The 19785-nt window shown below is 29.5% G+C and carries 20 protein-coding genes, 1 tRNA gene and 1 other annotated feature; of the genes, 18 read left to right on the top strand and 3 right to left on the bottom strand.

What is annotated here, in order from left to right; translation table 11 throughout:
• Positions 1-26: 26 nt before the first annotated feature.
• The 5 genes from HUJ77_RS00840 to HUJ77_RS00820 all read left to right on the top strand — a co-directional run bounded on the left by HUJ77_RS00840 (position 27) and on the right by HUJ77_RS00820 (position 5858).
• Positions 27-482, top strand: coding sequence for a CtsR family transcriptional regulator (locus HUJ77_RS00840; RefSeq protein ID WP_291706677.1), 456 nt, complete (start codon positions 27-29; stop codon positions 480-482).
• A gap of 66 nt (positions 483-548) precedes the next feature.
• Positions 549-2984, top strand: coding sequence for an ATP-dependent Clp protease ATP-binding subunit (locus tag HUJ77_RS00835; RefSeq protein WP_291706676.1), 2436 nt, complete (start codon positions 549-551; stop codon positions 2982-2984).
• Positions 2985-3181: 197 nt separating this feature from the next.
• Positions 3182-4126, top strand: a complete 945-nt coding sequence (gene trxB, locus HUJ77_RS00830) for a thioredoxin-disulfide reductase (RefSeq protein ID WP_291706675.1) — start codon at positions 3182-3184, stop codon at positions 4124-4126.
• Positions 4127-4163: 37 nt separating this feature from the next.
• Positions 4164-4388, top strand: a complete 225-nt coding sequence (locus HUJ77_RS00825; protein WP_291706674.1) for a glutaredoxin domain-containing protein — start codon at positions 4164-4166, stop codon at positions 4386-4388.
• Positions 4389-4400: 12 nt separating this feature from the next.
• Positions 4401-5858: an NADP-dependent glyceraldehyde-3-phosphate dehydrogenase gene (locus tag HUJ77_RS00820; RefSeq protein WP_291706673.1), complete on the top strand. Its 1458-nt coding sequence runs from the start codon at positions 4401-4403 to the stop codon at positions 5856-5858.
• Between the two features lie 194 nt (positions 5859-6052).
• Here the strand turns inward: HUJ77_RS00820 and HUJ77_RS00815 are convergent, their stop codons facing one another.
• Positions 6053-6280, bottom strand: coding sequence for a glutaredoxin family protein (locus tag HUJ77_RS00815; protein ID WP_291706672.1), 228 nt, complete (start codon positions 6278-6280; stop codon positions 6053-6055).
• A 140-nt stretch (positions 6281-6420) separates the two neighbouring features.
• Positions 6421-6582: a hypothetical protein gene (locus tag HUJ77_RS00810; RefSeq protein WP_291706671.1), complete on the bottom strand. Its 162-nt coding sequence runs from the start codon at positions 6580-6582 to the stop codon at positions 6421-6423.
• A 133-nt stretch (positions 6583-6715) separates the two neighbouring features.
• Here HUJ77_RS00810 and HUJ77_RS00805 point away from each other — a divergent pair, with 133 nt between their 5' ends.
• From HUJ77_RS00805 to disA, 4 genes are all read left to right on the top strand, one after another.
• Positions 6716-7438 carry a GntR family transcriptional regulator gene (locus HUJ77_RS00805; RefSeq protein ID WP_291706670.1) on the top strand — a complete coding sequence of 241 codons (723 nt, stop codon included), beginning with the start codon at positions 6716-6718 and terminating at the stop codon, positions 7436-7438.
• The gene (gene nagB / locus HUJ77_RS00800; protein ID WP_291706669.1) at positions 7435-8160 is read left to right on the top strand and encodes a glucosamine-6-phosphate deaminase; all 726 of its coding nucleotides are present in this window, start codon (positions 7435-7437) and stop codon (positions 8158-8160) included. Before HUJ77_RS00805 ends, nagB begins: the two co-directional genes overlap by 4 nt.
• Before the next feature lie 176 nt (positions 8161-8336).
• Entirely contained in the window at positions 8337-9704 is a 1368-nt protein-coding gene (gene radA, locus HUJ77_RS00795; protein ID WP_291706668.1) for a DNA repair protein RadA, read from the top strand.
• Between the two features lie 16 nt (positions 9705-9720).
• The gene (gene disA / locus HUJ77_RS00790) at positions 9721-10785 is read left to right on the top strand and encodes a DNA integrity scanning diadenylate cyclase DisA (RefSeq protein WP_291706667.1); all 1065 of its coding nucleotides are present in this window, start codon (positions 9721-9723) and stop codon (positions 10783-10785) included.
• Between the two features lie 67 nt (positions 10786-10852).
• On the opposite strand, the gene HUJ77_RS00785 is transcribed toward disA, so the two are convergent.
• Positions 10853-11242, bottom strand: a complete 390-nt coding sequence (locus tag HUJ77_RS00785; protein ID WP_291706666.1) for a DUF1573 domain-containing protein — start codon at positions 11240-11242, stop codon at positions 10853-10855.
• Positions 11243-11452: 210 nt separating this feature from the next.
• Between HUJ77_RS00785 and HUJ77_RS00780 the strand changes: the two genes are divergently transcribed.
• The 9 genes from HUJ77_RS00780 to HUJ77_RS00740 all read left to right on the top strand — a co-directional run bounded on the left by HUJ77_RS00780 (position 11453) and on the right by HUJ77_RS00740 (position 19607).
• A complete protein-coding gene (locus tag HUJ77_RS00780; RefSeq protein ID WP_291706665.1) occupies positions 11453-12547 on the top strand; it encodes a PIN/TRAM domain-containing protein in 1095 nt (364 codons plus the stop codon).
• A gap of 12 nt (positions 12548-12559) precedes the next feature.
• On the top strand, positions 12560-13228 hold the full coding sequence (gene ispD, locus HUJ77_RS00775; protein WP_291706664.1) for a 2-C-methyl-D-erythritol 4-phosphate cytidylyltransferase: 669 nt from the start codon (positions 12560-12562) through the stop codon (positions 13226-13228).
• A 69-nt stretch (positions 13229-13297) separates the two neighbouring features.
• Positions 13298-13478: a binding site (T-box leader), on the top strand.
• 202 nt (positions 13479-13680) lie between these two features.
• Positions 13681-15393, top strand: coding sequence for a proline--tRNA ligase (locus tag HUJ77_RS00770; RefSeq protein WP_291706663.1), 1713 nt, complete (start codon positions 13681-13683; stop codon positions 15391-15393).
• A gap of 12 nt (positions 15394-15405) precedes the next feature.
• The gene (gene cysS, locus HUJ77_RS00765) at positions 15406-16806 is read left to right on the top strand and encodes a cysteine--tRNA ligase (protein ID WP_291706662.1); all 1401 of its coding nucleotides are present in this window, start codon (positions 15406-15408) and stop codon (positions 16804-16806) included.
• A 43-nt stretch (positions 16807-16849) separates the two neighbouring features.
• Positions 16850-17257, top strand: a complete 408-nt coding sequence (locus tag HUJ77_RS00760; RefSeq protein WP_291706661.1) for a ribonuclease III domain-containing protein — start codon at positions 16850-16852, stop codon at positions 17255-17257.
• A gap of 48 nt (positions 17258-17305) precedes the next feature.
• Positions 17306-18193: a 23S rRNA (guanosine(2251)-2'-O)-methyltransferase RlmB gene (gene rlmB / locus HUJ77_RS00755; protein WP_291706660.1), complete on the top strand. Its 888-nt coding sequence runs from the start codon at positions 17306-17308 to the stop codon at positions 18191-18193.
• A 21-nt stretch (positions 18194-18214) separates the two neighbouring features.
• Positions 18215-18730: an NYN domain-containing protein gene (locus tag HUJ77_RS00750; protein ID WP_291706659.1), complete on the top strand. Its 516-nt coding sequence runs from the start codon at positions 18215-18217 to the stop codon at positions 18728-18730.
• Positions 18731-18794: 64 nt separating this feature from the next.
• Positions 18795-19439, top strand: a complete 645-nt coding sequence (gene sigH, locus HUJ77_RS00745) for an RNA polymerase sporulation sigma factor SigH (RefSeq protein ID WP_291706658.1) — start codon at positions 18795-18797, stop codon at positions 19437-19439.
• A gap of 92 nt (positions 19440-19531) precedes the next feature.
• A tRNA-Thr gene (locus HUJ77_RS00740) sits at positions 19532-19607 on the top strand.
• Positions 19608-19785 lie beyond the last annotated feature (178 nt).

Raw genomic sequence — 19785 nt, 5'->3', positions numbered from 1 at the left:
AATAATAAGTTTAAGAAGGTGAAATTATGGCAAGAATTTCAGATACAATAGAAAATTTTATTAAAGATATGTTAAATGAAGAAAGAGAAAGACAAGTTTTAATTCAAAGGAATGAGTTAGCAGATAAATTTTCCTGTGCACCATCACAAATCAATTATGTATTAACAACAAGATTTACTTATGAAAAGGGATATATAATTGAAAGCAAAAGAGGCGGTGGCGGATATATAGTTATAAAAAAAATAATATACGATGATAAAGCTGAAAATTTAAGTTTAATTAATAATTCCATAGGAGAAAGTATAACTTATGGAAGTGCTTTATCTATTTTACAACATTTAAATGATACTGAAGTGATTTCTCAAAAAGAATTTGAAATTATTAAGATAACTTTAAATGATAGAACTTTAGCTTCTGTTGAAAATAAAAATAAATTAAGAGCAGATATGTTAAAGGGAATATTAGCAGTTGTATTATCCTAGAGTATGTTATATATATCTATAGTTTATCTGTGGAGTTAAATTTAGCAATAGGGTATGGAGGTATTTATGGTTTTTGGTAAATTTACAGAAAGAGCACAAATAGTACTTGTAGAAGCTCAAAAAGAATCACAGTATTTTAAGCATGGGTATATAGGAACGGAGCATATTCTGTTAGGGATATTAAAAGAAGGTGGTTTTGCTAATAGGGTTTTGTATATTAGTGGAATTACTATAGATAAGGTGAAAAATCTTATAGAGGACTATTTAGGGTTTGGGGATGTAGATATTTCTATAGGAGAAATGCTACTTAATCCTAGAACCAAGAGAGTATTTGATGATAGTTTAGCAAAGGCAATGATGTATAATCATAATTATATAAATCCAGAGCATATTTTATTAGCTTTACTAGATGATGTTGAGAGTGTAGCTTATACTATTATTTCAAATTTGAAGGTAGACTTAAAGGGTATAAAAACTGAAATTATAAATTACATTAATAAGAATGATATAAATGATGTAAAGCAGATGGATGATAAAAAGAAAAATTCCAATAAAACTCCAATGCTTAATCAATATGGTAAAGATTTAACTGCTTTAGCTAAAGAAGGAAGGTTAGATCCATTCATAGGAAGAGAAACTGAAAGTAAAAGAGTACTAGAAATATTATGTAGGAGAAATAAAAATAATCCCTGCCTTATAGGAGAACCTGGAGTTGGGAAAACCGCAGTTGTAGAAGGTTTAGCTCAAATGATAGTTGAGGGGAAGGTTCCAGATATCATAAAGGATAAATCTATAATATCTATAGACTTAACAGCTATGATAGCAGGAGCTAAGTACAGAGGCGAATTTGAAAATAGATTAAAAAAGGTTATGGATGAAATTATAACTTCTCAAGATATAATTATATTTATAGATGAGATTCATACCATAGTTGGTGCTGGTGGAGCAGAAGGAGCTATTGATGCTTCTAATATTCTAAAACCTGCATTAGCTAGAGGGGAAATTAAATGTATTGGAGCTACTACTATTGATGAATACAGAAAATATATTGAAAAGGATTCAGCTTTAGAAAGAAGGTTTCAGCCAGTTACTGTAGATGAACCTTCAAAGGAAGAAACTCTTGAAATATTAAAAGGACTTAGAGAAAAGTATGAACTTCATCATATGGTAAAAATAGAGGATGATGCTTTAGAGGCAGCTGTAGAACTATCAGACAGATATATATGTGATAGATTTATGCCTGATAAAGCAATTGATTTAATAGATGAGGCATCAGCAAAAGTAAGGATAGCAAATCTTATTTCACCTCCAGAAATAGGAGATTTAAAAAAGAATTTGGAGTTACTATCAAGGGACAAAGAAACTGCAATTAAGAGCCAAAGTTTTGAAAAAGCTGCTTATTTAAGAGATGAAGAAATGGAAATTAAGAATAAGCTAAGTTTATTAAGTGTTAATTATAATAACTTAGAATTTAATAATATAGTAAGTAGAACGGAAATAGCAAAAGTTGTTTCTGTTTGGGCTAAGATACCAGTAGAAAAATTAACAGAAGAGGAATCAGAAAGACTTCTAAGACTTGAAGAAGCTCTCCAAGAAAGGGTAATAGGGCAGGGAGAAGCTGTAACAACAATTTCTAAAGCTGTAAGAAGAGCTAGAGTTGGATTGAAAGATCCTAACAGACCAATAGGATCATTTATATTTTGTGGCCCAACTGGAGTTGGAAAGACAGAACTTTCTAATACTTTAGCTGAAGTTATGTTTGGAGATAGAAGAAGCTTAATAAGAATTGATATGTCAGAATACATGGAAAAGCATTCAGTATCAAGACTTATAGGAGCCCCTCCAGGGTATGTTGGTTATGAAGAAGGTGGCCAACTAACTGAAGCTATAAGAAGAAATCCGTATTCTGTAGTTTTATTAGATGAAATAGAAAAGGCCCATCCTGATGTTTTTAATATATTACTACAAATAATGGAGGATGGTAAACTTACAGATAGTAAGGGAAGGACAGTAAATTTTAAGAATACTATTATAATAATGACTTCTAATGTTGGTGCCCATAGTATTAAAAAGCAGAATTCGGTAGGCTTTATAAATGAAAAGAATATTGAAAATAGCGAATTTGAAAATATGAAAAAAATAATTATGGAAGAAGTTAAAAAACAATTTAAGCCAGAATTTTTAAACAGAATTGATGAAGTTATTGTATTCCGTAAATTAGTGGATAATGACATATTAAAAATAGTTAACTTAATGCTAAATAATACTATAAATAAACTTAAAGAGAGAAAGATAACAATTAACTTAAACGAAGATAGTAAAAAATTTTTAGTTAATAAAGGCGTTGATATAAATTATGGTGCAAGACCACTAAGAAGGATAATAGCCAAAGAGTTAGAGGATAAACTAAGTGAGGAAATGCTAAAGGGATGCATTAAAGGCGGAGATAATTTAGAAATTTATTGTGATGGTGAGGAACTTTGTATTAAGCATATATCATAGTATAGAAGAAGGTTTTCTATTAGAAAATCTTCTTTTTGTTTAATATATGCATATATTTTTAATACTTTTGAATATAAATTAGGGTTAAAACCATAGAACTAATAAAAATTATTACCTAAAAGTAGTTGCATTTTTAAAACTACAGGCATATAATTAATTATAAAGAATATACCCCTAGGGGGTAGGAGGGAAATATAATGAGTAAAGAAGTAAAACATAAAGAATTGATAATAATCGGTGGGGGACCAGCAGGTTTAACTGCTGCTATATATGCAACAAGATCAAAGTTAGATATGCTTTTATTAGAAGACCAAATATTAGGGGGTCAAGTAAGAAACAGTTATACAATTGAAAATTATCCTGGCTTTAAGAAAGTTTCAGGGATTGAGCTAGCAGATTTAATGCAACAACAAGCAGAAGAACTTGGATCCGAAATAGATGAATTCGATATGGTAGAGAGAGTAGATTTTAGTGGAGATGAAAAAATCGTTGAAACTAATAATTTTATATATAAAACAGATACAGTAATAATATCAACAGGAGCAGTTCCAAGAAAGTTACCTATTCCAAATGAAGAGAAGTTTTCAGGTAAGGGAATACATTACTGTGCAGTATGTGATGGAGCAATGTATGATGGGAAAATAATTGGAGTAGTTGGTGGAGGTAACTCTGCACTAGAAGAAGCTTTATTCTTAACAAGGTTTGCTTCTAAGGTATATATGATAAGAAGATTTGATTATTTCAAAGGTGAAAAAGCTACTATTGATGAAGTTATGAATCACCCTAAGATAGAAGTATTGTTTAATGAGGACTTAGTTGATGTAGATGGTGAAGATTTTGTTCAAAAAGCAATAATAAGAAATACAGTTGATGGAACAGAAAAAGAAATGGATATGGATGCTGTATTTGGATATATCGGAACAGAACCAAAAACAGCACACTTTAAAGATTACATTGAGTTAACAAATAGTGGATATGTAAAGACAGATGAGAGAATGAGAACAAATGTTAATGGTGTATTTGCAGCCGGAGATGTAAGAGAAAAAGAATATAGACAAATTACAACAGCAGTTGCTGATGGAACAATAGCAGCATTAGAAGCGGAAAAAGTTGTAGTTGAAAAAAAGAAAAATAGGAAATAATAATATCAAAATTATAATTTAAGTAAGGAGAATTATTATGATAAAAATATATTCAACATCATGGTGCCCATCCTGTATTAAAGCAAAAAGATTCTTTGATATGAAGGGTTGGGAGTATAAAGAAATTAATGTAGCTGATAAACACGAAGACAGAGAAGAGGTATTTAAGGTTTCAGGACAAAGAACAGTTCCTGTAATAGATATAGACGGAGAAATTATAGTTGGCTTTGATAAAAATAAAATAGAATTAGCGAAGAAGTAAGAGGGGATTAAAATGTTTAATTGTATAAGAGGCGAAGAATTAACATTCAAGAATTTAGTAGACGGTAAATGGATAACTAGTGATAGTAATAAGTTTATAGAAATATATTCACCAGTGGGAAATTGCTTAGTAGGAAAGGTTCCTTCAATGACAAGGGAAGAAGTAGATTTTGCAATAAAAAATGCAAAAGAAGCTCAAGTTGCGTGGAAGAGCGTTCCTGTTAATAAGAGAGCAGAAATATTATATAAGGCAGCTGACTTATTAATTGAAAAAGCAGATGAAATGTCAGATATAATGATGAGAGAAATTGGAAAAGATAAAAAGTCATCAGAATCAGAAATATTAAGATCAGCAGATTATATTAGATTTACAGCAGATACAGCTAAGAACTTATCAGGAGAAAGCATTCCAGGAGATAGCTTCCCAGGATTTAAGAAGAACAAGATTTCTTTAGTAACTAGAGAACCTTTAGGTGTAGTTTTAGCTATTTCACCATTTAATTATCCAATAAACTTAGCATCTTCAAAGATTGCACCAGCTTTAATTGCAGGTAATTCAGTAGTTTTAAAACCTGCAACTCAAGGAAGTCTTTGTGGATTATATTTAGCTAAAATATTTGAGCAAGCAGGAGTTCCAGCAGGGGTATTAAATACTGTTACTGGAAGAGGTAGTGAAATAGGAGATTATATAGTAACTCATCCTTCAATAGATTTTATAAACTTTACTGGAAGTACAGAAGTAGGTACTAGAATTTCAAAGATAACTAGTATGGTACCATTATTAATGGAACTAGGTGGTAAAGATGCAGCTATTGTATTAAAAGATGCAGATTTAGATTTAGCAGCTTCTAATATTGTTTCTGGAGCATATTCTTATTCAGGACAAAGATGTACTGCTGTTAAGAGAATATTAGTAATAGACGAAGTTGCAGATAAATTAGTTGAAAAAGTTAAAGAAAAAGTTGAAAAATTAAAAGTTGGAAATCCAGTTGATGGAGCAGAAGTTGTTCCACTAATAGACAATAAATCAGCAGATTTTGTATGGGAACTTATTGAAGATGCTAGAGAAAAAGGTGCTCATTTATTAGTTGGTGGTAAGAGAGAAGAAAACTTAATTTACCCAACATTATTTGACTATGTAACAACAGATATGAGATTAGCATGGGAAGAACCATTTGGTCCAGTATTACCTATAATAAGAGTTAAGGATAAAGATGAAGCAATTGAAATTGCTAATAAATCTGAATATGGATTACAATCATCAGTATTTACTGAAAATATTAATGAAGCTTTCGATGTAGCAGATAAATTAGAAGTTGGTACTGTTCAAGTTAATAATAAAACTGAAAGAGGACCAGACCATTTCCCATTCTTAGGTGTTAAGGCATCTGGAATTGGAACTCAAGGAATAAAATATTCAATAGAAGCTATGTCAAGACCAAAGGCTACTGTAATTAATATAGGTAGATAGTTAGTACTTGTATATAGTATAAAATCTCGAAGAGAGCTTATAAAATAAAATATTTTCAAAAAGGAGTTGTATTTCAGCTCCTTTTTGAATTTAAAAACTAATAAATTGTATAAAAAAAGAAGTAGTTAAAAAACTACTTCTTTTTAATTCTTATTTTATAACACCATAAATTATAGGTGGTTATGTTTTAAAAATTAATTGTTTAATGCTTTATCTATAGCATTTTTATCAAAACCAACGATAACTGTACCATTGATATCTAAAACAGGAACTCCCATTTGTTTTGACTTGTTTATCATTTCATCTCTAGCAGTCATATCTTCTTGAACATTAAGTTCTTCAAAGTCTACACCTACTGATTTTAAGTAGTTTTTTGCTTTTACACACCATGGACAAGTATTTGTACTATAAACTTTAACCATTTGTAATCCTCCTTTTAATTATCAAAAGATAATCAATATTAACTAACATTAAGTTTACACCATTTCATAAAATAATTCAATATATATAGTATATTTTATTAAAAATAAAGAATGTGGTATCATATAAGTTAAAGACTAATTTATTTAATGACATTTTGATTATCTAAGTTAGAATTAAGAATCATATTATCTAAAGAATTATCTTTAGAATTAAAAAATAATTCTTCTGATAAATTTTTAGATTTATCTTCACGTAATACATTTTTTGAAGGTATATTGGAAAAATAATTTCTATTAATCATTATAGCATCTCCTTTTCGGTTATATATAATTATTTTTCCAAAAAATTTATAATTTATAACAATCTAAAAAATTAACAAACTGGTCTAGACATCTATAACAATTTTGAATATAATAGTTTTAGGAGGATTAACAATGATAGATAAAAGTAGCCCAATTCCTGTATATTACCAATTAAAAAATGATTTAATATCTAAGATTTCCGAAGGAGTATGGAAACCTGGAGATTGTATATCAAGTGAAAGAGAGTTTTGTGAAATATACGGAGTTAGTAGAATGACCATTAGACAGGCTATTGGCGAACTTGTACAAGAGGGAGTACTTCTTAGAATTAAAGGAAAAGGAACCTTTGTATGTGAGCAAACATTTAAGCAAAAGGATATGATGAGCTTTAGTGAGATAGTAAAGCAAATGGGAAAAACATTAAGATCTGAAATAGTTGAATTTAAAAAAATATCAACACCAGAAGACTTAACTGATATCTTTTTATTAGATGAATTATACAAAATAACTAGAAAGCGTATAGTTGATGAAGAATGTGTTGCAATAGAAAAAGTTTATATACCTGTAGATTATTGTGGGTATATAGATGAAGAAATGCTAAAGGGATCATTATTCAAAATTCTTGAAGGCTTTGGTTATAAGGTTGATTATTCTCAATCATCAATAGTTTCAGTTATTATGGATGATGAATTAAAAGAAGTTTTCAGCGTTAATCAACAAGTGCCTATGCTAAAAATTATTAGTAAAACTTATGATTTAAATGATAAGTTAATATTTTTAGAAGAGGCTATATATAGATCAGATAAATTTACTTTGGAAGTTAATATATCGAGAAGAGAGGGAAAAATACGATGAAGGTAATAGTTACAAAGAATTATGATGAATTAAGTAAAGTTGCTGCAAAGGAAATGGCAAAGGTAGTTAAAAATAATCCTAAAGCTATATTAGGATTAGCAACAGGTGGATCACCTATGGGTATGTATAAAGAATTAATTAGAATGAATAAAGATGGTGAAATTGACTTCTCTAAGGTTACTACTGTAAATTTAGATGAATATGTTGGCTTAAGTGGAGATCATCCTCAAAGCTATAGATACTTTATGAATGAAAATTTATTTAATCATATAAATATAGATAAGAACAATACTTATGTTCCAAATGGATTAGCAGAAAATATCGAAGAAGAATGTAAAAATTATGATGAAAAGATAGCTAATTTAGGTGGTACAGATCTTCAATTATTAGGAATAGGTAATAATGGACATATAGCATTTAATGAACCAGATGAAGACTTAGTGGCAGGAACACACTTAACTGGTTTAACACAAGATACTATAGAAGCGAATGCTAGATTCTTTGATTCAATAGATGAAGTTCCAAAGACTGCACTTACAATGGGACTTGGTGGAATAATGAAATCAAAGAAGATAATTGTTATAGCAAGTGGAGAATCTAAAGCAGAAGCAGTAAAGGCTATGGTAAAGGGAAAAATAAGCACAAATATGCCTGCATCAATGTTACAAATGCATAGAGATGTAGTTATTATAGTTGATGAAGAAGCGGCTAAATTATTATAAAATTACAATAATGTTTAAAGATTTAAAGGAATTGCAATAATGTAAATATTGTAGTTCTTTTTTTATATACCGAGTTATATAAAAAATTGGTTTTTATATTTTCTTATGATATAGTATTTATAGTAATTTAATAAAGATTTTTATAATAAAATAAATAGAATTGGTAGGTAAATTTTATGGCAAAGATTAAATCCATGTTTGTTTGTCAAGAATGTGGATATGAGTCCCCTAAATGGCTAGGGAAATGTCCAGATTGTAATAAATGGAATACCTTAGTTGAAGAAATTAAGGAAACACATAAAGAAGCAAAATCTAAAGTAAACAATATAAGAGTAATAGAAAATATGCCAAAGAGCATAAGAGATATAAAGTCAGGTGAAAAGGAAAGATATGACACTGGACTAAAAGAATTAAATAGAGTTTTAGGTGGTGGATTAGTAAGAGGTTCATTAACATTAATATCAGGAGATCCTGGGATAGGTAAATCTACACTTCTTCTACAAACAGCAGACTCTATTTCAAAAAATTATGGTAAGGTTTTATATGTTTCTGGAGAAGAATCCGAAGAGCAAATCAAAATTAGAGGTGATAGGTTAGGCGTTAATGCAGAGTCACTTTATATATTATCTGAAACTAATTTAGATTTAATAGAAGCATATATTAATGAGATAAAGCCTGTATTTGTAATTATAGATTCCATTCAAACTGTATATAAGGAATCTATTACTTCAGCACCAGGAAGTGTATCTCAAGTTAAAGAGTGTTCTAATGCTATTATGAGAATAGGTAAAAATCAAGGGATACCATTATTTATAGTTGCACATGTAACTAAGCAAGGTGAATTAGCAGGTCCAAGAGTATTAGAGCATATGGTAGATACAGTTTTATATTTTGAAGGTGAACGTACAGAAGAATTTAGAGTTCTTAGAACTATGAAGAATCGTTTTGGTACTACTAGTGAGATTGGTGTCTTTGAAATGGCTGAAGAAGGATTAAAGGAAATATATGATCCTTCGAGAATATTCCTAGAGGATACTAATTTTAACCAAGAGGGTTCTGTAGTAATAGGTATTATGGAAGGTACTAGACCTATACTAGTAGAAATGCAAGCTTTGGTTAGTGAAAGTAACACTCATTTAGCTAGTAGGACTGCTGTAGGTATAGATAATCAAAGGTTAAGACTTATATTAGCGGTATTAGAAAAGAAATTAAGAGTTCCTTTTTATAAATACGATGTTTATGTAAATGTAGTTGGGGGGCTTACCTTAGATGGGACTACTGGAGATTTAGGATTAGCATTAGCATTATTATCTAGTGTTAAAAATACAGGATTAAAACTTCAAAGAACAGTTATAATTGGGGAAGTAGGATTAACAGGCGAAATTAGGCCTATCTCTTCATGTGATAGATTAATTAAAGAAGCTGAAAAAATGGGTTTTGAAAATGCTATTATTCCTGAAAGAAATAGGGATAAAGTTGCTGGAAGTAATATAAATATAATAGGTGTAAGTAATTTAAGAGAGGCTATAAATAAGATATTCTAACAGATTGGGTGAGTATATGAGGATAAAAGATGACGAAGAAATAAAAAGTATATTAAAACTTATGAGTCCGGGAACAGCATTAAGGGAAGGTTTAGAAAATATCTTAAGAGCTAAAACTGGAGGACTTATAGTTATTGGCGATAATGAAGAAGTTATGAAGATAGTAGATGGTGGATTTAATATAAATTCAGAGTATTCACCAGCCTATGTTTATGAATTAGCAAAGATGGATGGAGCTATTGTTCTTAGCAGTGATTTAAAGAGAATAATTTATGCTAATACACAATTAGTTCCTGATCATACTTTAAGCACATATGAAACTGGTACTAGACATAGAACAGCCAATAGAGTAGCAAAACAAACTGGGAATATTGTAATAGCAATTTCTCAAAGAAGAAATATTATTACTATTTATAAGGGCGATTTAAAGTATGTACTTCAAGAAAGCAGCGTAATTTTAGCAAGAGCAAACCAAGCGATACAGACATTAGAAAAATACGTAAATGTTCTAGATAGAGTAATTAATAATCTTAACCTATTAGAATATCAAGACTTAACTACTATTTTTGATGTAGTTACAGCTATTCAAAGAACTGAAATGGTAATGAGAATAGTAGAAGAAATAAAAAGATATATAGTTGAGCTTGGAAATGAAGGAAGACTAATATCAATGCAATTAAGTGAACTTATAAGATTTATTGAAAGAGATGGAATACTTTTAATAAGAGATTATTGCAAAGGAGATATGGATTATCATGAAATATATAATGGAATCCAAAGGCTTACTGCAGAAGAACTTGTTGACTTAGACTTAATAGCAAAATTATTAGGATACTCTTCAGTGTCATTAACAGATACATTAATTTCACCAAAAGGTTTTAGAATATTATTTAAGGTTCCTAGAATACCTGTTTCGGTAATAGAAAATCTTGTGAGACATTTTAAAGAACTTAAATATGTAATTGAAGCTGATACTAATGCCTTGGATCAAGTTGATGGTATTGGTGAGGCAAGAGCTAAAGCAATAAGAAGCGGACTTAAAAGAATAAAAGAGCAGATATATCTAAAAAATGAAATTTAGTAATTTTATGTATAAAAGTAAATTAAATAGATAATAATAAAAAAGCAGGAGCCAACCTGCTTTAAACTTATCTAAATGTAAACTTTCCCAATAGATTTATTTTATTTTCTTCTTTTAAAAGTATGTCATATAAATTTAATTCTAAACAATTACATAAGGAAGTAAGATAAAATATATTATTTCCTATTTCAGTTTCGATAATATCACGACAATTATCACAAAGGGTACCTTGAATTTGAGTACTCAAAGAAGGAGTTAAACTATTATCGCTATTAAAAGCGTTTTGCTTTTTAGCGGAAATTTCAATACAGCCACAATTTGTTACAGATTTAGCTAATGCTCTAGTAACTCTAGCATTTGATTCATTTAATTTAGTCATTATATCTAGAATACTCCTATGACGTAATAAAGAATCATCTACGTCATTTTGAAAATTATCAAAAATTATATCTTTCATATACATCAACTCCTTAAAATTTACGGCTGTTGTTTATGATTATTATAGTGTTAAAAGGAAGTGTAATTAACTTAAATTTATAATAAATTAATTATATGATTATTTATAGGGGGTATTTTAAATTAATAAGATTTTAATAAATATTCATTTTAGATAATACCTTTATATGGTATAATTAATAAAAAATAAAAATATATAGGAGGTGACAATATGTTAAAAAAGATTATAAGAGTTATATTTACCATTATAGGTTTAATAAGCGGGTATATTTTAAGCGGCGTCTTAATAAATATAAAGCTTATAAGTGACTTATCTTTTTTATCAGAAACCATTGCAATTATATCTTTTCGTGTTCTTATAACTTTATTAATTGGAATTATTCTTTATTTTATTTCCCCGAGTATATATGACTCTATTTTGAAGTCTATTGAATATATAGAAAAAAATATTCAAAGGTTTACAGCGACGGAAATTATATATGGAATACTTGGAGCATTTATATCTCTAATAATAACATCATTAATAGGACTACCATTAAATAGTATAGATTTATTTGGATTAGGACCCATACTATTTGTATTATTAAATTTAATATTTGCTATAATATTTGCTAGCATTTTTATAGAGAAAAGAGATGATATATCAAATGTTCTTAGCAATTTAAAAAAGAATAGTATTAGGGATAAAAAGGCTAAGGTAGCTGTTAAGAATAATCCAAAAGTATTAGATACGTCAGTAATAATAGATGGAAGAATTTTTGATATATGCCAAACTGGTTTTATAGAAGGACCTTTAGTGATTCCTAACTTTGTTTTAGATGAGTTAAGACATATATCAGACTCAGCAGATTCTCTTAAAAGAAATAGGGGAAGAAGAGGTCTTGATATACTAAATAAGATTCAAAAGGAATTAGATATTGAAACTCAAATTTGGGAAGGTGATTTCCCAGAAATTCAAGAAGTAGATAGTAAGTTATTAAAGCTTGCCCAAGTATTAAAGGGAAAAGTAATAACTAATGATTTTAACTTAAATAAAGTTGCGGAATTCCAAGGAGTTCCAGTGCTTAACATCAATGAACTTGCTAATGCAATTAAACCAATAGTTCTTCCAGGAGAAGAAATGAAGGTAGTAGTAGTTAAAGATGGTAAGGAAGCAACTCAAGGAATAGGTTACCTAGATGATGGAACCATGATAGTTGTTGAAGGCGGAAGAAGATATATGGGTGAACAAATTATAGTAATAGTAACATCTGTATTACAAACAGCAGCTGGAAGAATGATATTTGCAAAACCAAAAGATGAGTAGGTAGGTGTTTAGATGATTAGTGCTATAATTTTAGCTGGTGGAAAAGGCAAGAGGATGGGTGCTAACATTAGCAAGCAATATATAGAACTTAAAGGTAAACCTATACTATACTATACAATAAAGAGATTTTCTGAAGCTAAAGATATAGATAAAATTATTTTAGTATTGCCAAAGGATGAAATAGATTATTGTAAAGAAGAAGTATTGAATAAATATTCCTTAAGGGTAGATTTAATAGTTGAGGGTGGAAAAGAGAGACAAGATTCAGTTATTAATGCTCTAGATAAACTTGTTGATGATGAAATAGTTTTGATTCATGATGGAGCAAGACCTTTTACTTCACAAAGAATAATAGATGAAGGTATAAAGTATGCAAGACTTTATGGAGCATCAGCACCTGGAGTGATGCCGAAGGATACTATAAAAATAAAGGATAATAACAATTTTTCTCTTTCTACTCCAGATAGAAATACTTTAGTAGCTATTCAAACTCCTCAAGTATTTAAACTTAATATAATTAAGGAATGTCATAGAAGAGTAAAAGAAGAAAATATAAAGGTTACTGATGATACTATGGTAGTTGAACAATATGGTAATAAGGTGTATCTGTATGAAGGGGACTATACTAATATTAAGGTAACCACTCCAGAGGATTTAATATTAGCAGAAAAGCTTATATAATCTTGAAAGGTAGTATATTGACATAATATTTGCAAGAATATATAATTAATTAAGCTATAATTAAATAGGTTTAAAACATTGAAGAAGAATAGTAAAATCCGCTTTTTCAGAGAGAAAATTCATGGGCTGTAAGATTTTCAATAGGATTTGAACCAGCTTTGGAGTTGTAGGTAAAAACTATCGGTTTAATATCGTTAAAATTATTAGAGCACAAATTTAGGTGGTACCGCGATATAAGTTCGCCCTAATTAATTAGGGGGAGCTTTTTTTATTTATAAAATTATAAAAAATATATCCGAAAAGTATTTTTTAGTTTGATTTTATATTTATTATTAAAAATGGATAAACATTATATAAGATAATTTATAAATTTTATTATACAAATCACTTAAATTTTATGTAAATAATATTAGTTTTGAATATAATGATAAGAATAATAGGAGGAACAAATAATGAAAATGTCTAATATGTTAGTATCAACATTAAGGGAGGTTCCAGCTGAAGCTGAAATTAATAGCCATAAGTTAATGTTAAGAGCTGGTATGATAAGAAAGATGGCATCAGGAATATATAACTATATGCCATTAGGATTAAAAGTTCTAAAGAAGGTAGAAGACATAATAAGAGATGAAATGAATGAGGCTGGAGCGCAAGAATTCTTAGCGTCAGCAGTATTACCAGCAGAACTTTGGCAAGAATCAGGTAGATGGGATGTTTATGGGGAAGAAATGTTCAGACTTAAAGATAGAAATAATAGAGATTTCTGTTTAGGGCCAACTCATGAAGAAGTATTTACTGATATAGCTAGAAATGAAATTAAATCTTATAAGCAATTACCAGTAAATCTTTATCAAATCCAAACTAAGTATAGAGATGAAAGAAGACCAAGATTCGGAGTTATGAGATCTAGAGAATTCATAATGAAGGATGCTTATAGTTTTGATAAGGATCAAGAAGGATTAGATGTTTCTTATAATAAGATGAGAGATGCATATATAAAAATATTTAGTAGATGTGAAATAGATGCTAAACCAGTTGAAGCTGATTCAGGAGCAATTGGTGGTTCAAATTCAGCAGAATTTATGGTTAAATCAGAAGTAGGAGAAGATGATGTAGTTTTCTGTACAGCATGTGATTATGCAGCTAATATAGAAAAGGCACCATCAACTGTAGAAAAAGCTGAATTAGAAGAATTAAAGGAATTAGTTAGAACTGAAACACCTAATGTTAAAACAATAGAAGAATTAGTTAAATTCTTTAATACAACAGAAAAAAAATTTGCTAAAACTTTAATATTTAATGCCGATGATAAAATAGTTGCAGTTATGGTAAGAGGCGATAGAGAAGTTAATGAAGTTAAGGTAAGTAATGCTTTAGGTGGAGTAGTTAATTTAAATATGGCTACACCAGAAGAAGTATTTAAAGTAACTAATGCACAAGTTGGATTTGCTGGACCTATAAATATAAAGGTGGATACTTTATTAGTTGATGAAGAAGTTGCTAATATGTACAATTTTATTGTAGGTGCAAATGAAACAGGATACCATATTGAAAATGTAAACTACGGTAGAGATTTTGAAGGTGTAATAGGCGACTATAGAAATATAACTGAAGGGGAAAAGTGCCCAGTTTGTGGTGTTAAAGTAACTATATCAAGAGGAACAGAAGTAGGTCATATATTTAAGCTTGGAACAAAATATTCAGAAGCTATGAAGGCTACTTTTATAGACGAAAATGGTAAAGAAAAGCCATTTATAATGGGGTGTTATGGAATAGGTGTAACTAGAACTATGGCATCAATAATAGAACAACATAACGATGAAAATGGAATAGTGTGGCCTTTATCTGTAGCACCATATCATGTAAATGTGATACCAGTAAATATAAAAGATGAAGAGCAAATGAAAATTGCTAATAAGATTTATAATGAATTAAAAGAAATAGGTGTTGATGCAGTTCTAGATGATAGAAATGAAAGAGCTGGAGTTAAGTTTAAGGATTCAGACTTAATGGGAATACCTATGAGAATTACAGTAGGAAAGAAAATTTCAGAAGGTGAAGTTGAATTTAAACTTAGAACATCTGATATGGAAAATGTTAAAATTGAAGATGTATTAGATAAGGTAAGAGAAGAGTTTAAAAGGAATAAATTATCTGTTAGATAAGGAGGCGATTAAATGAAAATTTATAATAGCTTAACTAGAAAAAAGGAGGAGTTTGTACCGATTACTCCAGGAGAAGTTAAGATGTATGTTTGTGGACCTACTGTTTATAATTATTTTCATATAGGAAATGGTAGAACATTTATAGTTTTTGATACTATTAGAAGATATCTAGAATATAGAGGATATAACGTTAAATTTGTTCAAAACTTTACTGATATAGATGATAAAATGATTAGAAAAGCTAATGAAGAAGGAACAACAGTTGCTTGCGTTGGTGATAAATATATAGATGAATATTATAAAGATGCTGATGGACTAAATATAAAAAGAGCATCAGTTAATCCAAGAGCAACCGAGTATATAAAAGACATTATAGATTTTATAGAAGGATTAGTAGATAAAGGCTATGCCTATGAAGTTGATGGAGATGTTTATTTTAGAACTAAGCAATTTGATGGCTATGGAAAACTTATAAAACAAAGTTTAGAAGACCTTCAATCTGGAGCTAGAATAAATATAGATGAAAGAAAGGAAGATCCTATGGATTTTGCTTTATGGAAATCTCAAAAGCCAGGAGAACCTGCTTGGATAAGTCCTTGGGGCTTAGGAAGACCAGGATGGCATATAGAATGCTCATGTATGGCTAAAAAATTACTTGGAGAAACTATAGATATTCATGCAGGTGGTATGGACTTAGCCTTCCCACACCATGAAAATGAGATAGCTCAAAGTGAAGCATTAACAGGAAAAACTTTCGCTAACTATTGGATGCATTCAGCTTATTTAAATGTTAATAATCAAAAGATGTCTAAATCTCTAAATAATTTTTTAACTGCAAGGGATGCTCTTGAAAAATATGATTCAGATGTAATTAGATTTTTAATGTTATCTGCACATTACAGAGTTCAATTAAATTTTAGTGATGATTTATTAGAATCAGCAAAGGCTTCAGTAGAAAGGTTATATAATGCTGTTGCAAATCTTGAAAATTTAATTAATGAGGTTAAAAATGAAAAGATGGATAGCAATGAAGAAAGTTATTTAAAATCTTTAGATGTATATAGACAAAGATATATAGATAAGATGGATGATGATTTTAATACAGCAGATGCTATTACAGCTATATTTGATTTAATTAAAGATATAAATACAAATATATCTATTGAGTCTTCTAAGGCGCTTTGTCAAAAAGCTCTAGAGTTAATTAGAGAACTTGGAAATCCATTAGGAATACTTCAAAAGTCTACTAAGGGTAGCTTAGAGGATGAAATAGAAAAGTTAATTGAAGAAAGACAACAAGCTAGAAAAAATAGAGATTTTGCACTAGCAGATAAAATAAGAGATGATTTAAAAGCTAGGAATATAATTTTAGAAGATACACCTCAAGGTGTTAGATGGAAAAAAATAAATTAATATATAGGCTGCATTTTGCAGCCTTTATTTAAAGGAGAAGAATATGTTAGAGGATTTAAGAATTAGAGAATTTAGTAAGGAAGAAGCTAGGCAATTAAATCCTTTGCAGTTGGCACTTATAGGGGATGGTGTTTTTGAAATATATATAAGAAACTTTATACTATCAAATCAAACAGATCTTTCTGCACATAAGATGCATATAAAGGCTATTGGATATGTAAAGGCAAAAAGTCAATCTGCCATAATGCATAGTATAGAAAATGATTTAACAGAAGAAGAAATGTATATTTATAAAAGAGGAAGAAATGCAAAATCTGCTACTGTTCCCAAGAATGCAAATGTAATAGATTATAGAAATGCAACAGGATTTGAAGCTTTAATAGGTTTCTTATACTTGACAGGAAATAAGGAAAGACTATTTAATATATTAGAAAAGTCTACTGAAATATAGTTAACATAAGGTGAGAAAAGTATATAATATAGATAAGGAGTGATTATTATGACTAAAGGAACAAGAGAAGCAAGAATGAGAGCTAGAATGGAAAGAGAAATGACAGAAAATAATCAAAGACCTTCTAAAAGACAGTTTTCTAAAGATAATAGAAAAGGTATGACGGATATAGATAATGAAACAAATGAGGCAGAAGTTAGAGAAGATTTAATTATTGGTAGAAATGCTGTTATGGAAGTATTAAAAAGTGACAGAACAATTGAAGCAATATATATATCTAACACACATATGGAAGGCTCTATAAAGGCTATAATAAATATGGCTAGAGATAAGGGGTTAGTATTAAAAGAAGTAGATAGAAAGAAATTAGATTTTATGAGTGGTGGAACTAACCATCAAGGAGTAATAGCTCAAGTTACACCATTTAAGTATTCTGAAATAGCTGATATTCTTAATGTAGCAAAGAAAAGAGGTCAAGATCCATTTATAGTTATTTTAGATGAAATTGAAGATCCTCACAATTTAGGTTCTATAATAAGAACAGCTGAATTATGTGGCGTACATGGTATTATAATACCAAAGAGAAGAAATGTTGGTATTACATCAACTGTATATAAATGTTCTGTAGGAGCTATAGAGCATATGAGAATAGCTAAAGTAACAAATATAAATGCAGCAATAGATGAGCTAAAGAGGGCTGGTTTATGGATATATGGAGCAGATATAGCAGGTGATGAATATAGCTATCAAGTTAATTTTAATGGACCCTGTGCAATGGTTATAGGAAGTGAAGGAAGAGGAATATCTAAGCTTACCTTGAAAAAGTGTGATAAATTAGTTAAAATCCCTATGGTAGGGAAAATAAATTCTTTAAATGCTTCAGTTGCAGGTGGTATAATGATGTATGAAATATTAAAAGGAAGGCTAGCAAAATAGCTTGTCCTAAAGAGGTATAATTTGAAGATAATGTTTATTGATGGGTATAACGTTATAAATAGCTGGCCCAACTTAAAAGTTCAGAAGGATTATAGCTTTGATGGAGCCAGACAAACTTTAATAGATAGTTTACATAATTATTCAGTCTATGAAGGGTGTAAAATTATAATTGTTTTTGATGCCCATAAGGTAAATAGAAGCATTGAAAAGAAGGAAGCTATTAATAATAATATCAGTATAGTTTTTACCAAGGATGGCGAAACAGCTGATTCCTATATAGAAAGAGAAGTTCATAATCTAGGTAGAAGGTATGAAGTATATGTCGTTACCTCAGACTGGCTTGAGCAACAAACTATTTTTCAAAGAGGAGCAGTAAGAATTTCTTCCATTGAATTTTATAATGAGGTTCTTGATACAGAAAATAGAATAAAAAGAAAAACCTTAAAAAATACTAATTTATCAAACAAAAATAATTTATTAGATAATATTAATGATGATATATTAGAAAAACTTGAAGCTATGAGACGAAGCAAATAATATATTGTAACATGAGAATTTGTAATATGAGAATTTATACAGGCATTAAAAGGGGGGATATATAGTGGAGAGCGCTAGAAGAAAAGAAGGTTTATTTGTTGAATTTGAAAATAAACTTGATGAAGAAGTGGTTGATGATGCTAAGAAAGGTGACTGTAGAGCTCAAGAATATTTGATTTCAAAATATGAGAGCTTTGTAAAGGCTAAAGCAAAATCATATTTTCTTATTGGAGCTGACAAAGAAGATATTTATCAAGAGGGTATGATAGGATTATATAAGGCTATAAGAGATTTTAAAGCTGACAAGTTAACTAGTTTTAAAGCTTTTGCAGAGATTTGTGTCACTAGACAAATAATAACTGCTATAAAAACTGCCACGAGACAGAAACATATACCTCTTAACACATATATATCTTTAAACAAACCAATATATGAGGAAGACTCAGATAGAACATTGATTGATGTTCTATCAGAACTAAAGATTACTGATCCAGAGGAACTCATTATAGGCAAAGAGCAAATAAAACATATTGAAGGAGAAATGGCAAAGGTACTTTCTGATCTTGAAATGGAGGTTCTTCAATCTTATTTAGATGGGAAATCTTATCAAGAAATAGCTTGTGATTTAGATAGGCAAGCAAAGTCTATTGATAATGCACTTCAAAGAGTTAAGAGGAAGTTAGAAAAATGTCTTTATTATGAAAAATAAGTCATTAAATTTTTATTGACAAATTTTTTGAATAATAGTAAACTTTATAATTGGTATATTAAAATGTAGACCAAAAAAATTAAGATGGAAATGCTCACGTAGCTCAGTAGGTAGAGCGTCGCCTTGGTAAGGCGGAGGTCGTCGGTTCAATCCCGATCGTGAGCTCCAATATAGTTGAGCGCTCACTAAGTGTGATTATTGTAATTAATTTGCTTTGATCTTTGTAGTGGGCTCAATATATTAACCAATAAGCTAGAAAACGCTAGGCAAAGTTTATTACAAAGATTAAAGGAGGATTTTACAATGGCAAAGCAAAAATTCGAAAGAAGCAAACCACACGTAAACA

The organism is Clostridium sp., from assembly GCF_021443865.1.
Classification (GTDB): domain Bacteria; phylum Bacillota; class Clostridia; order Clostridiales; family Clostridiaceae; genus Clostridium.
Note: the sequence above shows the minus strand (reverse complement) of the source record. Positions and strands in the feature narration are given on the sequence as shown.